This is a genomic window from Streptomyces sp. NPDC002793, assembly GCF_040295485.1.
GTDB lineage: Bacteria > Actinomycetota > Actinomycetes > Streptomycetales > Streptomycetaceae > Streptomyces.
Window position 1 is genome coordinate 44,746 of sequence record NZ_JBEOVL010000022.1, and the last position, 17,380, is coordinate 62,125.

General features: G+C 68.7%; 9 protein-coding genes. 3 read left to right on the top strand and 6 right to left on the bottom strand.

The genetic code is table 11. The features are described from left to right. Positions 1 to 211: 211 nt before the first annotated feature. Both ABT001_RS21850 and ABT001_RS21855 read left to right on the top strand, forming a co-directional pair. The gene (locus ABT001_RS21850; protein ID WP_351279970.1) at positions 212 to 1,537 is read left to right on the top strand and encodes a serine hydrolase domain-containing protein; all 1,326 of its coding nucleotides are present in this window, start codon (positions 212 to 214) and stop codon (positions 1,535 to 1,537) included. A gap of 118 nt (positions 1,538 to 1,655) precedes the next feature. Further along, a complete protein-coding gene (locus ABT001_RS21855; protein WP_351279973.1) occupies positions 1,656 to 3,644 on the top strand; it encodes an N-6 DNA methylase in 1,989 nt (662 codons plus the stop codon). A 79-nt stretch (positions 3,645 to 3,723) separates the two neighbouring features. On the opposite strand, the gene ABT001_RS21860 is transcribed toward ABT001_RS21855, so the two are convergent. Then, complete coding sequence (locus ABT001_RS21860) at positions 3,724 to 4,809, bottom strand: S1 family peptidase (RefSeq protein WP_351279975.1); 1,086 nt, start codon at positions 4,807 to 4,809, stop codon at positions 3,724 to 3,726. 475 nt (positions 4,810 to 5,284) lie between these two features. On the opposite strand from ABT001_RS21860, the gene ABT001_RS21865 reads away from it, so the two are divergent. After that, positions 5,285 to 6,130 carry an alpha/beta fold hydrolase gene (locus ABT001_RS21865; protein ID WP_502967501.1) on the top strand — a complete coding sequence of 282 codons (846 nt, stop codon included), beginning with the start codon at positions 5,285 to 5,287 and terminating at the stop codon, positions 6,128 to 6,130. 315 nt (positions 6,131 to 6,445) lie between these two features. Here the strand turns inward: ABT001_RS21865 and ABT001_RS21870 are convergent, their stop codons facing one another. The 5 genes from ABT001_RS21870 to fxsA all read right to left on the bottom strand — a co-directional run bounded on the left by ABT001_RS21870 (position 6,446) and on the right by fxsA (position 17,286). Then, entirely contained in the window at positions 6,446 to 8,752 is a 2,307-nt protein-coding gene (locus ABT001_RS21870) for a tetratricopeptide repeat protein (RefSeq protein WP_351279979.1), read from the bottom strand. Positions 8,753 to 9,354: 602 nt separating this feature from the next. Beyond that, complete coding sequence (gene fxsT, locus ABT001_RS21875) at positions 9,355 to 13,287, bottom strand: FxSxx-COOH system tetratricopeptide repeat protein (protein ID WP_351279981.1); 3,933 nt, start codon at positions 13,285 to 13,287, stop codon at positions 9,355 to 9,357. Beyond that, positions 13,284 to 14,585, bottom strand: coding sequence for an FxsC protein (gene fsxC, locus ABT001_RS21880; protein WP_351280147.1), 1,302 nt, complete (start codon positions 14,583 to 14,585; stop codon positions 13,284 to 13,286). The genes fxsT and fsxC overlap by 4 nt, the downstream gene beginning before the upstream one ends. Before the next feature lie 116 nt (positions 14,586 to 14,701). Beyond that, positions 14,702 to 17,011: a radical SAM/SPASM protein FxsBH, inactivated beta-hydroxylase extension form gene (gene fxsBH, locus ABT001_RS21885; RefSeq protein ID WP_351279983.1), complete on the bottom strand. Its 2,310-nt coding sequence runs from the start codon at positions 17,009 to 17,011 to the stop codon at positions 14,702 to 14,704. Positions 17,012 to 17,121: 110 nt separating this feature from the next. Further along, complete coding sequence (fxsA, locus tag ABT001_RS21890) at positions 17,122 to 17,286, bottom strand: FxSxx-COOH cyclophane-containing RiPP peptide (protein WP_351279986.1); 165 nt, start codon at positions 17,284 to 17,286, stop codon at positions 17,122 to 17,124. Positions 17,287 to 17,380 lie beyond the last annotated feature (94 nt).

A 17,380-nucleotide genomic window follows, 5' to 3' on the forward strand; every position in this document is an offset into this window, starting at 1 on the left:
ACGCTCGCTCCTGGCGCGATCCGGCCCTGCGCCGGCTTCGGCCGTGACCGGGCGAGGGTCCTGACCACGGAATTCGCGCCGTGGGGACCCACACCTGACAAACGTCATCTCTTTCTGTGCACAAGGTCGTTCCCAAGGAGGATGGACGGCCGGTGCGGCGCACAGAGGATGGGGAGCTCCGCCACGCACACCTGAAGACACGGGAGTTCCCATGCACAGCACCCGCCCGCGCCCTCATCCCGATCGCCGGAGACTGCGCCTGGCAGCCGTGGCCTCGACGGTCCTGCTGTCTCTCGCGGTCGGCGTGCTTCCGGCCGGGGCCACCGCCCCGCCTTCCGCTCCCGCCGCGTCTGCCGCCTCGACCGCCTCCGGCCTCGACCGCAAGGCGCTGAACGCCTCCCTCGACGCGTTCCACCAAGCGGGGATGTACGGGGCCTACTCGGCGGTCAGGGACGGCTCCGAGCGGTGGCGCGGAGCGACAGGTGTCGCCGACATCGGGACCGGGCGGCCGATGCACCCGGACTTCGAGCACCGGATCGGCAGCATCACCAAGACCTTCACCTCGGTGGCCGTCCTCCAGCAGGTGGCCAAGGGCCGGATCGACCTGGACGCCCCGATCGGCGACCACCTCCCTGAGGTGGTGCCGGGCGAGCGGGGCCGTCAGGTGACCGTACGGATGCTGCTCAACCACACGAGCGGCATAGCCGACTACATACTGCCCGCGTTCCCCCAGCTCGTGACCGACCCGGGACTCGCCCTGGACGAAGGCCGGTTCCGCGAGCGGGCCGCCGAGGAGCTGGTCCGGCTCGGCCTGGCGGCCGAGGCTCCGGCGCCGCGTGGCACGCACTCCTACGCCAACACCAACTTCCTCATCGCCGGGCTGCTCCTGGAGAAGGTCACGGGCCAGGACCCGGAGGCGTACATCACCAGGAACGTCATCCGCGAGGCCGGGCTGCGGCACACCTACTTCCCGCGCTCCGCACGCATATCAGGACCGCACGCCAGGATGTACGAGTCGTTCTACGGCACGATCGCACCGGCGCGCGACTACAGCGTCTACGACATGTCCTGGGCCGGGACGGCCGGTGCGATGGTCTCCACGATGAGCGACCTCAACGACTTCTACCGTCAGCTCCTGAGCGGGAAACTGCTCGGCGCGGCGGAGCTGCGGGAGATGAAGACGACGGTTCCCGCGTACGAGCCGCCTCCGGGCCAGGAAGTGGCGATGCGGTACGGCCTCGGCCTGTACACGCTCAAGAGGCCCGACGGCGGCTGGTACTGGGGCCACGACGGTGGCGTGTTCGGGGCGGGGACCTGGGCACTGTCAACGGAGGACGGGCGCCGCCAGGCCGCGATCGGCTACAACCTGATGAAGTACGAGCGGTTCGGCGAGGACGGTCAGCCGTTGCCCGACCCGATCGGCGCCGCCCTGCTCGCCCACATGGACGAAGCCCTGAGCGGTGCCCCCGCCGAGCGGTCCCACGGCACCTCACCGGTGCCTCATCGTCTGGTCCCGCCCGAGCAGCTGCGGCGCTGACCTCTCCGGGTCACTTCCTGGCGGCCTGTGAACAGAGTCAATGAGTGCAGTAGCCTGCCATGACCGAGGCCGCCAGGACGCCGACCCACCCGGCCCGACAAGGACCCGGAGACCTCACATGCGCAACGCCGACGCCGTACCCGTCAGTCTCGCCGAGATAGCCCGGATCGCGGGCGTAGGACGTGCGGCGGTCAGCAACTGGCGCCGACGTCATGACTCGTTCCCGTCCCGTATCGGCGGTACGGACGTCAGCCCCCAGTTCTCGCTGTCCGAGGTCGAGCAGTGGCTGCGTGACAACGGGAAGCTCCACGACGTCGCCGGCCGCGAATTCCTGTGGCCCCGGTTCGAAGCACTCGGCAGCAGGGACACCTCGGGGCTCGCCGTCGCCGAGGCGGCCCGCCGGATGCTCGCCCCTCGGACACGCTCCACGCTCCCGGGCCTCTCCGACGAGGCACGCGACCTGGCCGGTGAAGCCGCCGGGCTGGGACGGAGCGAAGGCCCGCGCGAGACGTTCGAGTTCCTGTTGCAGAGGTGGCTGGACACCCACGTACGCCAACTGAGCACCACACCCGCGCAGCTGGCCTCCCTCATGGTCAGGATCGCGCTCCGCACCCGGCTCGGCGAGGGCACCGGAGGCCTGACCGTCTTCGATCCGGCGTGCGGGACAGGGCATCTGCCGGTCGCGGCGACGCAGGAGTACACAGGGCCGGGACTGACCCTGGTGGGATGCGAACGCGATCCGGCGCTCGCCGCCCTCGCCACCGCCCGCCTCGGCTTCGTGACGGAGGACCGGGCCGGTGTGCGTACGGAGATCGTCACGGCCGACGCGCTGCGGGCCGATCCCTTCGAGGGCCTGCAGGCCGACATCGCGCTGTGCAACCCGCCCTTCAACGAACGCGACTGGGGCTACGAGGAGCTGGCCACCGACCAGCGCTGGACCCATGGGCTGCCGCCGCGCACCGAACCGGAGCTGGCCTGGGTCCAGCACCTGCTGACACATCTGCGGCCAGGCGGCACCGCCGTGGTCGTCCTCCCCCCGGCCGTCGCGTCGCGCAAGGCCGGCCGCCGCATCCGGGGATCACTGCTGCGCACGGGAATGCTGCGGGCGGTCGTCGCCCTGCCGCCGGGCTGCGCGCAGCCGCACAGCGTCTCGCTCCAGCTGTGGGTCCTGCGAGCCGCCCCCGCCTCCGCGGGACCGGTCGCCCAGGACGCCCTCCTGATCGACGCGACCCGGCCGGCAGGGCCAGGAGCACGTGAACAGGGCACCGACTGGGACCGGTTGACGGACTTCGTGCTCTCCGCCATCGCGCAGCTGGACACGCCCGAGGGTGCTCTTCCGGACGGCGCCGTACGGATCCCGCTGCTCGACCTGCTGGACGACGAGGTGGATGTCACCCCCGGCCGCCACACCTCCGCGGGAGGCGATCCTTCGGGAGCGGAACTGACCTCCTCGTGGGCGGAGCTGACGGAGTCGCTCGCCCGGCTGACGGAACTGTCCGGGCACCTGTCGAAGCTGAGCCTGTCGGCCGGCAACCCCCGCACGACGGTCACCGTCGGCGACCTCGTCAAGGCCGGAGCCCTCACCCTGCGCGCCGGCCAGCAGCCGGCCGCGACCACGGCATCGCCCCGCGACACCGGCATTCCGCTGCTCACCGTCCCCGACCTGCTGACGGACGGCTCCCCGAGCACCCGGGTGGCCGCCGACGAAGCCGGGACCGTTGCCGAGGAGGGCGATGTGGTGGTCGCCGGTGTGGTCCGCGCGTTCAGGGCATGGGTGCACGAAGGCCCTCCGATCGCCCTGGGACCTCAGCTCCACGTCCTGCGCGTGGAGGCCGCGAAGCTGAGCGCCCACTTCCTGGCCGGGTGTCTGCGCGCCCCGTCCAACGGCCGCCAGGCCGGCACCCACGCGTCGAGCTCGTCCCGCGTGGACATCAGACGCCTGCACGTCCTGCGGCTGCCCTTGGAGGAGCAGGCCGGTTACGCGGAGGTCTTCCGGCGCCTCACCTCCTTCAGACAGCTGCTGAAGGGAGCGGACGTACTCGGCGAGCAGCTCGCGGACGACATCAGCGACCGGCTCGCGGCGGGCGGACTGACGGCCGGCGGGTAGTCACGGCATGCCCGTGCACGCGGACGAGCCCGCCCCCTCGTGTGCGGGGGCGGGCTCACCGGTGCGCAGTGACCTGAGGTCAGCCGATCTCGGCGCCGTACGCCGCCAGTGCCTCGGGCACCGGCTGGAAGAACGTCTCGCCGCCGGTGGAGCAGTCGCCGCTGCCGCCCGAGGTCAGGCCGATCGCGGTGTCGCCGGAGAAGAGCGAGCCTCCGCTGTCCCCGGGTTCGGCGCAGACCGTGGTCTGGATGAGGCCGTTGACGATGTCTCCGTTGCCGTAGTTGACCGTGGCGTCCAGGGCGGTGACCTCACCGTCGTGGACCTGGGTGGTGGAGCCGCTGCGGGTCACCGACATGCCGACGGTGGCGTCGCCCGCCTTGGTGATCGCCTGGGTGGAACCGTCGTAGAGGTCCACCTCGCTGGGGTGCTCCACGTCGGACGTGTACTTGACCAGGCCGTAGTCGTTGTCCGGGAAGCTGGAGCCCTCGTTGGCGCCGATCTCCGTGCCACCCTGGGTGTCGGACCAGCTGGTGATCCCCTCGGTGCAGTGGCCGGCGGTCAGGAAGTACGGTTCGCCGTCCTTGACCACGTTGAAGCCGAGCGAGCAGCGGCCGGAGCCGCCCCAGATGGCCTCGCCGCCCGCGATGAGCGGCTTGAACTCCCCTGCGGTCTTCTTGAGTTCGGCCTTCGTACCGAGTCCTTCGACCACCTTGCCGAGCTTGTCCCAGGCCGCGCCGTCGACCGTGCGGTCGGCCGTGACGACCACCTTGTTGCTGACCGGGTCGACCGCCCAGGAGGTGCCGGGGATGGTGGCCTTGTCGGCGAGGGTCTGCCGGGCGTTCGTCAGCTCGGCGAGCGTGTGCTGGACCAGTCTGGCCTTGCCGCCCGCCTGGCGGACCTGCTCGGCCGCCGCCTCGTCGATGACGTTGACGACGAGGTTGTCGGCCTCGGCGTCGTAGTACGCGCCCGCCGTGTCACCACCCAGGGTCTTGTCCAGGGTGGCGGCGAGATTTCCGGCCGCGTGCGCGCTGAGGGTACGCGGGGTGAACTGGGGTACGTCGTCACTGGCGTTCGCGGTCTGGAACGTGAATCCTGCCGCGACGAGGGCGAGGACGGCCGATCCGGCCAGGGCCACACGCTTCCTGGGTATGCGTCGGTGCTTCAACTTCGACCTCCTGTGGGGCCGCGCCCGGACAAGTGGGGTGTCCGGAACACGGAGGATGGGGCGCCCACTATTCCCATACGGCCACTAGCACACAAGGTCGACTTCAGGACGCGCACACGACGGCGACGGTTCGACCGCGCCATGTTCACAACCTGGATGCCGCACCAGGTCGGTTCCGTTCGCGAACACCCGGTGCGACGGCACGTGGGCAGCGGGTGAGAAACGGCCCTGTCCTGTAATGGTTCCTGGAGTCCGGATGCCGTGGAGCGCGCTCCCGAAGCCGAACACCTCCGAATGCCTCCGAACGTCCCGAACACCACCGGCGCGTTCGGACAAGGAGTGCCGGTATCGCTTCCGATAGGTCATCATCGAACAGGCAGTACACGCTGGGCACTCGGTGCCCGGACCGGGCGGAGCGACCGAACGGAGGAGCGGCGTGCGAAGTCAGGTGCGCGTGGCGGACGGACGGCATCTGATGGTCGAGCGTCAGGGGGACCCCCGCGGCAGACCGGTGTTCCTCCTCCACGGCATGCCGGGCAGCCGGCTGGGGCCCGCTCCCCGCGGGATGGTCCTCTACCAGCGGAACATGCAGCTGATCGCCTACGACCGCCCGGGGTACGGCGGCTCGGACCGGCTGCCGGGCCGGCGGGTGATGGACGTCGCCGAGGACGTACGGGCGATAGCGGACTCCCTCGGCCTGGAACGCTTCGCCGTGGTCGGCCGTTCCGGCGGCGCACCGCACGCCCTGGCCTGCGCCGCGCTGATGCCCGAGCGGGTCACCCGTGGCGCCGCTCTGGTCAGTCTGGCGCCCCCGGACGCCGAAGGGCTCGACTGGTTCGACGGGATGGCCGCTTCGAACGTGCTCGCGTACTCCAGGGCGACGGCGGATCCGGACGGGCTGGCGGAATCCTTCATCAGCCGCTCGGAGGAGATCCGGCAGAACCCTGTCCGGCTCCTGGACGACCTGCGTCGGGAGCTGACCGCCTCCGACCGCACCGTGGTCAACGACGCCGGGATCCGCACGATGCTGCTCGCCAATTTCCGCGAGGGGCTGCGGACATCGGCGTACGGATGGATCGACGACGTGCTCGCGTTCTGCAGGCCCTGGGGGTTCGACCCCGCCGACATCAGGTGCCCCGTGATGCTGTGGCACGGCGTGCAGGACGTGTTCTCCCCCGTGGGCCACTCACGCTGGCTGGCCGAGCAGATCCCGGGCGCCACCACCGTACTCGAGCCGGCGGCAGCGCACTTCGACGCGCTGTCCGTGCTGCCCGAGGTGCTCAACTGGCTGCTCGACGAACGGGAGGCGGTGGTGGGCTGACAGCGGTGCGGTGGCTGCTACGGGACCCGGGCCCTCACCGGATCACCTGGCCCGGAGGAAGCCGGAGGTCGAGGTCCGGCCGATGAAGGTGAAGCGGGTGTCGCGTTCGAGGTGCTTCTCAGCCGAGGCCTCACCCTCGGCCGTTGATGACGACGACGCCCTACGCACGGTCGGAGACGGTGGTGCGGACTTCGGTGTCGTTGGAGAAGCCCTGCCTCAGCCGGATCCGTTCCTCGGGCAGACCGGAGAGCCCGAGGTTGGCGCGAACGACGCTCTCAAGTCCGGACGCGGTGCACGGTCCACGCGCACGCAGTATCAGGACCCGGTTGGATCCTCGCTACCGGCCCTCTCCTCCTGGACGGCCCCGAGCTCCTCGATTTCGCGCTGCACCTCGTCGCTCATCGGATCACCTGCGGCCTGTAGCAGGGCCAAGGCTCGCGCCATCGTGGCGCGCGCGTCCTCCAGGCGGCCCAAATCGCTGAGACAGCGCGCACGAGAGCGCAGAGCGATGGCCTGACCGTTCGGGTAGCCGGAGTCCTCATGAGCATCGGCGGCTTCCCCGAAGGCTGCCTGTGCGGAGTCCAGGTCGCCCCGATGCAGAGCGACATGTGCCAGGCCGGTGAGGGCGAAGCCGATGGTCTGACGGTCGGCCATGGCCCGCAGCTCAAGACTCTGCCGGTAGTTCTGCTCAGCCGAATCCGGGTCGCCCGACGCCAGGTGCAGATCACCGAGCAGGAACAAGGAGATGGCTGTCTCACGCTGATTTCCGAGCGAGCGGCGAATGCGCAGTGCATCCGCGATCACCTGGGTAGCCTCAACCAGCCGCCCCTGGGCGATCAGGGCATCACCCAAGTTGTTGAGGCTCTTTCCTTCACCCTCGGCATCTCCCAGTACACGCCACAACGCCACCGCTTCCCTGCCCTTCTCGGCGGCCTCATGGTTCAGGCCCAGCTCACGCAGTGCGCCACCGAGGCTCATCAGACTCCACGCCTCACCCCAGCTGTCCCCGGCGCGACGAGCGGCGTCCAGCGCGATCTCGCAGACCTCACGGCGGTCCGCGTGGTAGGAGCGCAGGACAAGAGGGGTGATCAGTGCCATGGCGAGGCGCCAGCACAGGCCGTCCTCACCGTTCGCGGCAGCCGCACGGACCATCGCCATGGAATTCATCCGCTCCGAGTCGCACCAGGCGATGGCCTCCTCGTACGAAGAGAACGGCTCACCGGCCTCCTCGGCCGACAGCACGTGACGACGTCCCGGAGCGAGAACACGATCGGCCGCGTCCGTCCGGGAGAGATAGGCCGCCAGCAGACGACGCCGTGCCAGGCTCGTTTCCGTACCTGGCTCGTCCTCCCGTGCACGCTCCGCTGCGAACGCCCGCAGCAGGTCGTGAAAACGGAAGCGTGACCGGCCAGACGGCTCCAGAAGGCTGAGCTGAACCAGCCTGTCCAGGCGGCGCACGGCCTCGGCCTGTTCTACGGCCGCCAGCGCAGCAGCGTCAGCCGCACTGAAGTCGGCTCCGGGATGAAGCCCGAGCAACCGGAACGTCCGGGCCAGGTCGTCGGGGATATCGGCGTAGGACCAGGAGAGCACCACACGCAGCTCCATAGATGAGTCGTCGTCCAGCGGGGAGAAGGTGTCCAAAGCCGCACGAGCGTCCTGTAGCTCTCCGATGACCTCTGCGGCGCAGTCACCGAACGAGTCGAGGCCTCGGGTCGCCAGCCGTTCGAGGATGATCCGCAGCGTCAACGGAAGGTAACCGCACTTACGGGCGATGTCGTCGGCCAGCAGCAGATCGGCCGCCGGTAATCCCTCTCGGTCACCGGTGAGCATCTGGATCGCGACGCGGTCGTCGAAGGGTTCGAGTCCGATGCGCAGCGCCCCGAGCTGAACCGCGAGTGCGGCGAGCCTGTTCCGGCTCGTGAGCACGGTGAGCGACGTACTGGCTGAAGGGATCAACGGCCGGACCTGGCGGGCGTCCAGGGCATTGTCGAGGAGCAGCAGAAGGGACCGGCCATGAGTGATCGACCGGAAGAGCGCGGTACGGCTGTCTTCGTCGTCGGGGATCCTGTCTGCCGGCACGTCCAGCGCACGCAGGAACTGTTCGAGCACCTGGCTCGCAGGGGTAGCAGGTCCGTCCGAGAAGCCGCGCAGGTTGGCGTAAAGCTGGCCGTCGGGGAATTGGTCGGCGATCGCGTGGATCCAGTGGACGGCGAGCGAGGTCTTCCCCACACCGCCCATCCCGCTCATGATCACGACTGCGGGCTCGTCGGCCAGCCGACGCCGCTCCAGGTTCGCGTTCAGGGTGTTCTGCGTTGCTTCCCGATCTCGGAAGCCGACCACCCGGGGAGGTAACTGATGCGGCATCGGCAGCGGGGCCGGGGCTACGTCGCCGATGGTGAGCCCATTGATGACTCCGGTCTGCACGACGGTATGCGCAGCTCCTGAGAAGGTGGTGTCGATCTGCAGATGTCCGGTGTTGGCGATGCTGCCTGTGGTGGCACACGCGTGCCCCGTGTCACTGACTGGCCCGAACTCCGCGGCGTCGGCGCCCGGTGACCGTACACCGGATACCGCTGTCGAGCCGTCCACGGCAAGCGCGTCCCCGGTGTGCGTGACAGTCACGGACCTGCCCAGCTCGTTCCCACGATCGGACCCACCCTCGTCACCGAGGTGACGTTTCCACCAACGCGCTGCCAATCGAGCCCCCCTTTTTGTTCGCCAGTCCGGCCGACGATCAGCTCAGCTGTAGTCGAGGCCGCTACTGGCTGTGCTCCCCGGCCCGGTCGCAGTGGCGTCCCCGGTACGCTCGGCCCGCGCCGACCCGCTGCCGGCGCCCCGGCGCGTGACACCCGTTCCGGCGGTAGCACCTCCAGAAGCCCTTGCCCTGCCCGTGTCGACGGCCGCGTCAGCAGGCCCTGGGGCGGACGGCCTCTGGAACAGCGCCCAGAGCAGGGCGGCAATTCCCGTGGCGCCCTGCACGGACGCGCCGACCATCTGCCCCGTGTTCGGGGTGTCCAGCAACCAGAACAGTGGGGTGGAGACGATTCCTGTTGCTGCGACCACCATCATCGCGGTCCTCCGGCCTCGCGACACGCTACCGCCTCCTCACCAGGACACACCTCGACAGGGCAGTTCCAACTCTAACGAACGGTATGAGGGGGCGGCCCCCCGTGACCACCCCGATGGGCGCCGGCCGGCACCGGGCTGCCGCCCCCCCCATTCCGTCAGACCGACATCGGCTCCAACTCGCGCCGGAACCTCCGCTCGTCCCGCGCTATCCGGGTCAGCGGATGCTCATCGCCCAGCTGCCGTGCCAGCTCGTCACCTGTCTCGGCACGCACCCTGATCGCCTCGTCCTTGCGCCCCAGCGCGTCCAGCGTCACCGCGCGGTTCGAGTTCATCGCCAAGGTCTCCGGGTGGTGTGCCCCGAGAACCTCCCGGAGCTGACCGACCAACTGTCGCTCCGTCTCCAGCACGATGTCGAACTCCCCCCGGTCGGCTGTGGCATTGGCCAGGTTCATCACGCAGAACAGCGTGTTCGGGTGCTCCCGTCCGAACACCTCGCGCATGGAGGCGACCACCTGCGTCAGCAGTCTCACCGCCTCCAGGGGGGCACCGCTCCCCGAGAGGTAGACGCCTAGGTTGTTCTGCGCGGCCAGGGTGTACGGGTGCTGCTCCCCCGGCACGGTCATGTACTGGTCCACCACCTCCTGCGCGGCGTCCCTGGCCTCGACAGCCTCCCCCGCGGCGAAGAGGTCGGCCGCCACGTTGAGGTCGCAGGCCAGTGATTCCGGGTTGGCCAAGGTGTACTTGGCCCGGTACCTGGCCCGCGTGGCCAGCGTCAGCCTGCGCGCGTCCTCCAGCTGCCCCGCCCTGCGCAGCGAGACCGCGAGACTCTTGGCGACGCTGAGGGTGGTGGGATAGGTGCGTCCGAGCGTGGCCTTGTACGCGTCGTATGTCCGGCTGAGCAGTCCCACCGAGTCCTCGTACCGCCCCACCTCACGCAGGTCACGTGCCAGCGACATGGCGGAGGACAAGCTGTACGGATGCTCGGGGCCCAGGACCTCGGACCGCAGGTCGTAGACGTCCTGATCGATCTCCCTGGCGCGGGCGTACTGCCCGACACTCCGCAGGTTCAGTGCCAGGTTGTTCGCCGCGGCCAGAGTCCGGGGATGCCTGTCGTGGAAGATCTGGCTGAACCCCTCGTGCGCCGCGGTCGCCAGTTCGATCGCCTTGCCGTAGTCACCGAGCAAGCCCAGGTCGATGGCTAGGCTGCTGGTGGTCATGTACGTGTGCGGATGCTCCGGACCCAGCACTTCCCTCTGTCGGGCGAGGGTCACCTCGTCGAGCTCCTTGGCCTCCACGTAGCGGCCCCGGGTACGCAGGATGTTGGAGAGGTGGAAGCAGAGGTAGAGATACTGCAGGTCCTTGTTGCCCAGCATCTCCCTCCATGTGTCACGGAGTTCGTCACCGAGTCGGCCCGCCGTCCGGACGTCCCCCCGCTTCCAGAGGTAACGCACGCGGTCGATCAGCAGCCTGCGGGTCTCCGGGTCCTTGCAGTTGCGCGCGTCCGACGGGCCGAGGTGCGGCCAGATCGTGGCGAAGCGCGGCCACGTCTCCGGGTTGTCGATCGGTTCGTCGTCGTCGGGCCGTGCGCCCGCCAGGATGCGGTGGACGACGTGCCTGGCCTCCCTCTGCTCCTCCTCGCTGAGCTGCGCCCTGATCACCGCCTGCACCAGACGGTGCACCTGGATGGAGTTCGACACCTGGTCGACCTTGGCGAGTGCGAAGCGGCCGATCTCACGGATGACCCGGCCCAGCACCAGCTTCTCCTGCAGCGAGGCGTCGTACGGCTTCAGTGCCTCGATCATCTCCTTGCTGTAGAGGAGATTCGCGGAGATCGGCTCGGGCGCGAAGAACGCGCAGAGCTGGAGCAGCCGCACAGCGGCCGGCGAGCGGTCCTTGAGGCGTTCGATGGAGATGTTCCACGTGGCCGCCACGGGCTGCGGATACCCCGCCGGCTGGTTCAGGGCCAGGACTTCGGGCGCCTGGCGGGCCAGCTGTTCCAAGTAGGTGTCGATGGGGGTGGCGGTCTCGGCGATCCAGGCCGCCGCCTGTTCGACCGCCAGCGGCAGATCTCCGACCGCGGTGGCCACCTGAGCCGCGTCCTCGTCGCTCAGCCCGGGCGCGCGGCGCTGGAGGTGCTCGACCGACTCCTCCCGCAGGAACACATCGACGGGCAGCGCGTCACCGTGCTGGGACCAGGTCTGGTTCCTTGAGGTGACGAGGATGTGACCCGAACCGCCCTGCGGGAAATAGCGGCTGAGGCGCTCGGGATCGTCGGCGTTGTCGAACACCAGCAACCAGCGTTCCGAAGGCACACCCCGACGTAGCAGGTCCACCGCCTCCTGCGAGGCGGCCGCCATGTCGTCGCCACCCTGGGCGCCGAGCCGTACGGCGAGTTCGGCGAGGCTCGCCACCACGTCGTCGATCTGCTCGGACGATATCCACCACACCAGGTCGTAGTCGGCCATGAAGCGGTGCACGTACTCCAGGGCCACCTGGGTCTTGCCGACACCGCCGAGACCGTACAGGGTCTGCGGCTGCGGCAGCACGACTGCCATGCCGCCGCCGAGCTGGTCACGCATCCGCTCCAGGACCACGGAACGGCCGGTGAAGCCGGGGTTGCGTGGCGGCGCGTTCCAGATCCTGGGCACGGTACCGGGGAAGCGGGGCCCTGGTGACATCCCGTCGCCGAGCTGTACCGGCCGGTCCAGGGCGCGCATGAGGGCCGTGGTGGCGTGCACCTCGTCCAGCCGGAACAGGTCGACCGGGTTACGGTCGATGTACGGCGCGGAGAGCCGGACATCACCGACCCTGAGCGGCAGCAGCTGACGCCGCCCCCCACCGGGGTCCTCGGAGACCGCCCGCTCCCAGAGGTCCACGGCCCGCTGGGACTTGAGATAGGCGCTGGAGAGGAGCACGACCGTACGAGTCGCAGCGTCCGCCGCATGCGTGATGTCCCCGTCGCCCGGGTCGGCGGAGACGTCACGCGGAACCACACGGAACCCGGCCCGGGTGAGGGTCGCTTCGATCCAGTCCGCCCACATGCGGTTCTCCGCCACATAACTGAGGAAGAGATCCGCGGGCAGCGCGGGCCTGCGCCGGGTGAACGCGTCCCGGATCCGCAGTCTGACCTCCTCGCTCACCGGAGGCATCGAGGTGATCTCCTGCTGGGTGACGACCGCGGTGAGCCGTTCGAAAGCCGACAGGAGCGAATTGCTGAGGCCGGCCTCGTCGCCGAACGTGGCGAGGGTCTCCTCGTACGCGTAGTAAGGACGGTAGGGAATCTCCACCGCACCCCAGTACGCGGTGAGTTCGTCACCGGAGAGGTCACGGGGCAGCCGGTCGAACTTCAGCCGGGCAAGCGCCCGGCCGGCGTCGGCCTTCTCCTTCTCGCCTTCGTCGATCCGCATGGGGACGGGGAAGATGGAGATGGGCCGACCGGTGTAGCGCTCGGCGATCTGCCGGGCGACGGAGGCCGCGCCGTCGATGGACTGGTCGCTGAGGGTGAAGCAGTCGACCAGCACGTCCGGGAGGTGGACGGTGCAGATGTCGGCGATATCGCTGAGGCCGGTGCGGCTGTCGATGAGGACGTAGTCGTAGTTGGCCTTCATGTCGTCCCGCAGGGCGTCGAAGAAGTGGCCGCCGCCGAGCCGGTCGTAGAAGTTGTCCCAGTCGAAGGTGGAGACGGTCGCGGAGTACTCACGGTTCTGCCGTCCGGCGGACACGAAGTCGAGCGTGCCGCCCCGTGGGAACTCCCAGCCGAGCTGGTCGGGCGTGAGCGAGACGGCGTGCGGCTGGATCCGGGCGTAGTCACGGTGCCAGTCGTCCGCCCGCTGGGCGGGATTGGTCGCGGCCCAGGCGTATTCGGTGATCAGATCGATCACGCCGGTGGTGGCCCCGAGCGTCGAGGGGTCGAGGAAGGGGTGGAAGAAGCGGTGAAGTCCCGGGGCTTCCAGGTCCCAGTCGACGGCCAGGACCCGTTTGCCGTTGGCGGCGAGGATCCAGGCGGTGTTGGCCAGGGCCATGGTGCGCCCCGTACCGCCCTTGTACGAGTAGAAAGTGACGACGCGCCCGTCACGACCGGCTGTCATACGTCCTCCACATCCGTCGCAGGGTCGTGCATGTCGGGTATGAACTGTGTGTTGCCCATGGGCCCCATCAGCCGGGTCCGTTCACTGTGCCGTCCACCGGCCGGTGGGTAGACCGTGGCATGCCTCAGATACTGCTGGGCGGCCACCTCGACCACTTGCGGCAGAATCTGGCCGAACGCTTCCATGCTGGGTACCCCCTTGGCCGCGACACGGCAGAATGCCCGCCCCTGCTGCATCTTGACCGGCATCGTCTGCTCGAGTCTCTCGGTCAGTTCGGCCTCGGCCGCCCTGCTCTGGTGGTCGTCCCTGCACCAGGGAACGACCATGGTCACCCAGGGCCGGTTCTCCCTGTCGAAGGCTGCGAGCCTCCGTCTCAGGTCGTCGTCCTGCAGAGCCCAGCGATCCACCAGGAGGATCTCCGGCGTGTTGGGCGCCTGCTTTCCCTCTTGCTGTCCGGGCTCCTCGTCGAACGACCCGATGACGGCCTGGTAGTTGAGGGACCGTACGAGCTCTTCGGCGACGTAGGCCAGCGGTCTGACTGCGGCCGGATGGTAGGGGTTCCATTCCTGAGGGTTGTCCCCGTAGTAGTCCGGGTTCCGGCCTTCCGGCAGGTCGTGACGGGTGAGAGCGGCGATGGTGATCCGCATGGGCCTCGGAGCGCCCGCACCGCTGCCCGGTGCACCGAAGGCGCTGGGCACCTTACGGAAATCGAGAGGTCTGCCCGAACCGAGTTGCACGGTGTCGGCGACATGGACGATGCGTTTGGCCAGCTGGTACACGGCTTGTTCGTAATCCTGGGCGAACAGCGTGAGCTTGATCAACCCGTAGAGCCCGTCGCTGACGTAGCGGTCACCGAAGTCCCGGTGATTGAACTGTAATCGTTCGGCCGGCCCTGGCATCTGACTCGGCTGCACCGGGACCCAGAGTGCGGGGACGATCGCCTCGGCGGACTGATTGGACCGGGCTCTGTGGTGAATGGCGCGCTGCTCGAAGGCGTACCACTCCTTGCCGCACATCTCACTGGCGAAATAGCGCGGCGAGAACAGCGGGACGAAGACCCGGCAGTTGGCCAGGACATTGCTCAGCCTCTCGGACCAGCCCTCGCCGGAGCGTATCTCCCGGTCCATGAAACCGGCCGGCGACCCCGCGGGCAGATTGGTCATGGCCATCACATGACCACAGAGATCTTGGAAAAGCCGCTCGACCCACATGTCTGGGTCCGATCCACCGCCGTACCCCGGTGTATGCGCGTAGCTCAGAAAAAAGTACGGCCGATGGTCCGCTCGCTGTTGCGTCATGCGTGCACACGACCCCCGTCCTGTGTGAGCACCCGCATCCCAGGACAGTGGTGAGGGTGCGAGCGAATTCATCATTCCGGAGCGGACTGTGCTCCACCCCCATGGCGTTCGGTCATTCAACGCCGCTTTTCAGTCATCCCTACCCAGAATTCATCGGCAGGTTCCTGCTCCATGACTTTCATGCGGCTCTTCATCCCACTTGTCCCATGCACACCTCCGACCTCGTCCCGGAGCGACCTCAGCAGCTGCTTTCCTCCGACAGTGGGTTCGGCCGCCCCGTCCATCATGTCGAGGGCCTCGGGCACGCCGTCCATGAATGCCGGTACCAGGAGAGAAAGTCCCACGCGTTCGTATGTGTCGGCCAGTAGCCGGGAGAACGGAATCCTGGCGTTCCGCTTCCAGGGCGGCGAGTACTCCCAGGCCCCGTCCAGCGCGTAGAGATCCGTGACATCCAGGAGAGCCCGCAGGCCCGATCTCCGCAGGCCTCGCATCAGCGCGACGGCGAGCGCCCAGGTGTCCCCGGTCATCGTGACTCCGACGGCCCCGTAACCGTGCGGGCGCTTGGTGTTGTCGCCGGCCACGAGCGGGGTCAGCATGGTGAGCCACTCCCCCGCCTCCGAGACCTGCCGGGGCGCGGCCGCCTCCAGCTGTTCCCACGCCCTGCCGACGGCCTCGGCCCACGCCTCTGCCGCCGCATGGCCCAGGCGTGGCGCGGCCGGAGCCTCGTAGCAGTCTCGGTACGGATCCAGGTCCTCGAGGGCGAACGGGAGCCTACCGCCCACGGTGTAATGCCGCACCGGAAGCCAGTCCGGGCTGTCTGAGCCCCTCGTGATGATCCGTTCACCGCCGCCCTCCCGCCGGACCGAGAACCCCTCGCCGACGGCGCGGACCCGTACCCTGCCCGCCTCGCCCGGCCCAGCGATCCGCAGCTCGCCGAGTGTGGGGAGGAACAGCCTGCCGTCCCGGTAGTCCGCGGACACCTCCAGGTCGAGGCCGGACCGCACTGCGGCAGCCGCGGCGTACGACGGGAGGCGCAGCGCCTGGCCCACGGCCTCGGGCCGTTCGGCGTGCAGACCTTCCAGAACATCCAGCAGCCAGGTCCTCGTATACGCGTGCGCGAGGACCCGGTCGAGCGCGGCCGCGCCCTCGTCGGAGGACTCCAGAGTGCCCGCGAGCGTCCACGCCTCGTCCCACCGGGCGCCGCCGCGGCCGTCCAGTGCGTCATGGAGACCTGCGAGAAGCGTACGGGTCAGGTCATGCTGCTCGATGGCCAGTTCCTCACTGTCGGCCAGAGCCGGGGCCACGGTGACAGCGTGTGTACGCGCTTCGATCCCCCGTACCAGCGCATCCAGGTCGGCGCAGTAGACGGAGGGATTGTCGAAGTCGTTCGCCGACCGGTACCGGTGGGTGTAGAGCCCGCCGCCGCACGACCGTACGACGGGGCAGCTGTGGCACGTCTGACTGACACCCGCCAGGCCGAGTTGCCGGGCCCGGACTCCGGGGTGGCCGGCGACGTCGTCGAACGAATGGGAGAACACGTCGAATCCGGTTGCCGCGGCTCCTTCATAGGCGCTCTTGAGGGAGTCGACCTGCTCCAGCTGCCCGTCCGTCTCGACGACCACCAGGTCCGTGGGGGCCAGCCCGAGGGACTCGGTGAGGCTGGGGCCGCCGCTCAGCGTGGAGAGCACCGAGGAGAACAGGCGCACCGGTACCGGGCTGCCCTCCTCCTGCCAGCGGTCGAATACCGCGAGGAGCCACTCGGCGTAGGCCGTGGGCGAACCGTCGGGTCGGGGCGGCGGGGCGTCCCATGTCGCGTGCGGGAGGAGGAAGTCGATGAGTGGGGGGTCGAGCGCGACGAGGGCGTCCAGCACCGCGTGCGGATCGTTCTCGATGTCGACGGTGCACAGGAGTCCGAGATCGAGGTGGCGGTAGCGGTCCTGCCGGAGCAGCTCGACCGCCTTCAGAACGAGGGGATGGCTGCTGCGCCCGTCGGCGTAGCGCCGGTGCCGGTCGTTGGCCGCACGGTCGCCGTCCAGGGAGATACCCACCTTGACGTCGAACTCGTCGAAGAGGTCCAGATACCGGGGGCTGAGCTGAAGTCCGTTGGTGTGGATCCGAAGGTCGAGGCCGGCGACACCGGAAAGGGCGGAACCGAACTCCTCGCAGACGCGCCGCAGTCGGTGCGGGCCCGCCAGCAGAGGCTCCCCTCCGTGCAGGATCACTGTCACGGAGGGCAGTGCATGTGTCTTTGCGTGCTCAGCGAGGCGCTGTGCCGTTTGTGAGATGACATGATCAGAAACCGTCTTGGGCCGGGATCTCCAGCTCTGATCAGCATGTTCATAGACATAGCAATGATCGCAGGCTAGGTCGCACCTGCTATGAACCTTCAGCACGATTTCGCGGAACGGTACCGCGGGGCCTGTCATTCCACCACTCTAGTCCAGGGGCGTCAGGAATCCGACCGTCGGCTACAGCAGCCTATCGGCCGAACGGGTGGAGTTTTTAACGCTTTACGGCGCCACCGTCCCCGCTGTCCTTACAGCGCGGAGTTGAATGTGGAGATCTGTGTCGGGCGGCCGCCTGCAGTCGCGAGCACCCGGCCCATCTTCCTGGCTGCTGCACTACCTGATACCTCGATCTTCGCAAGCGGCACACGACGCTTCGCGACGGCGAAGTTCGGAGTGGATTCGTAGGTCTTCACGGCCGTCCTTGATGGGCTCGTTCCGGACACGGAAACAGCACCGGCACCTGCACCATTGCAGTGTCCGGCGGGACGACTTTACTCTCATGGCCCC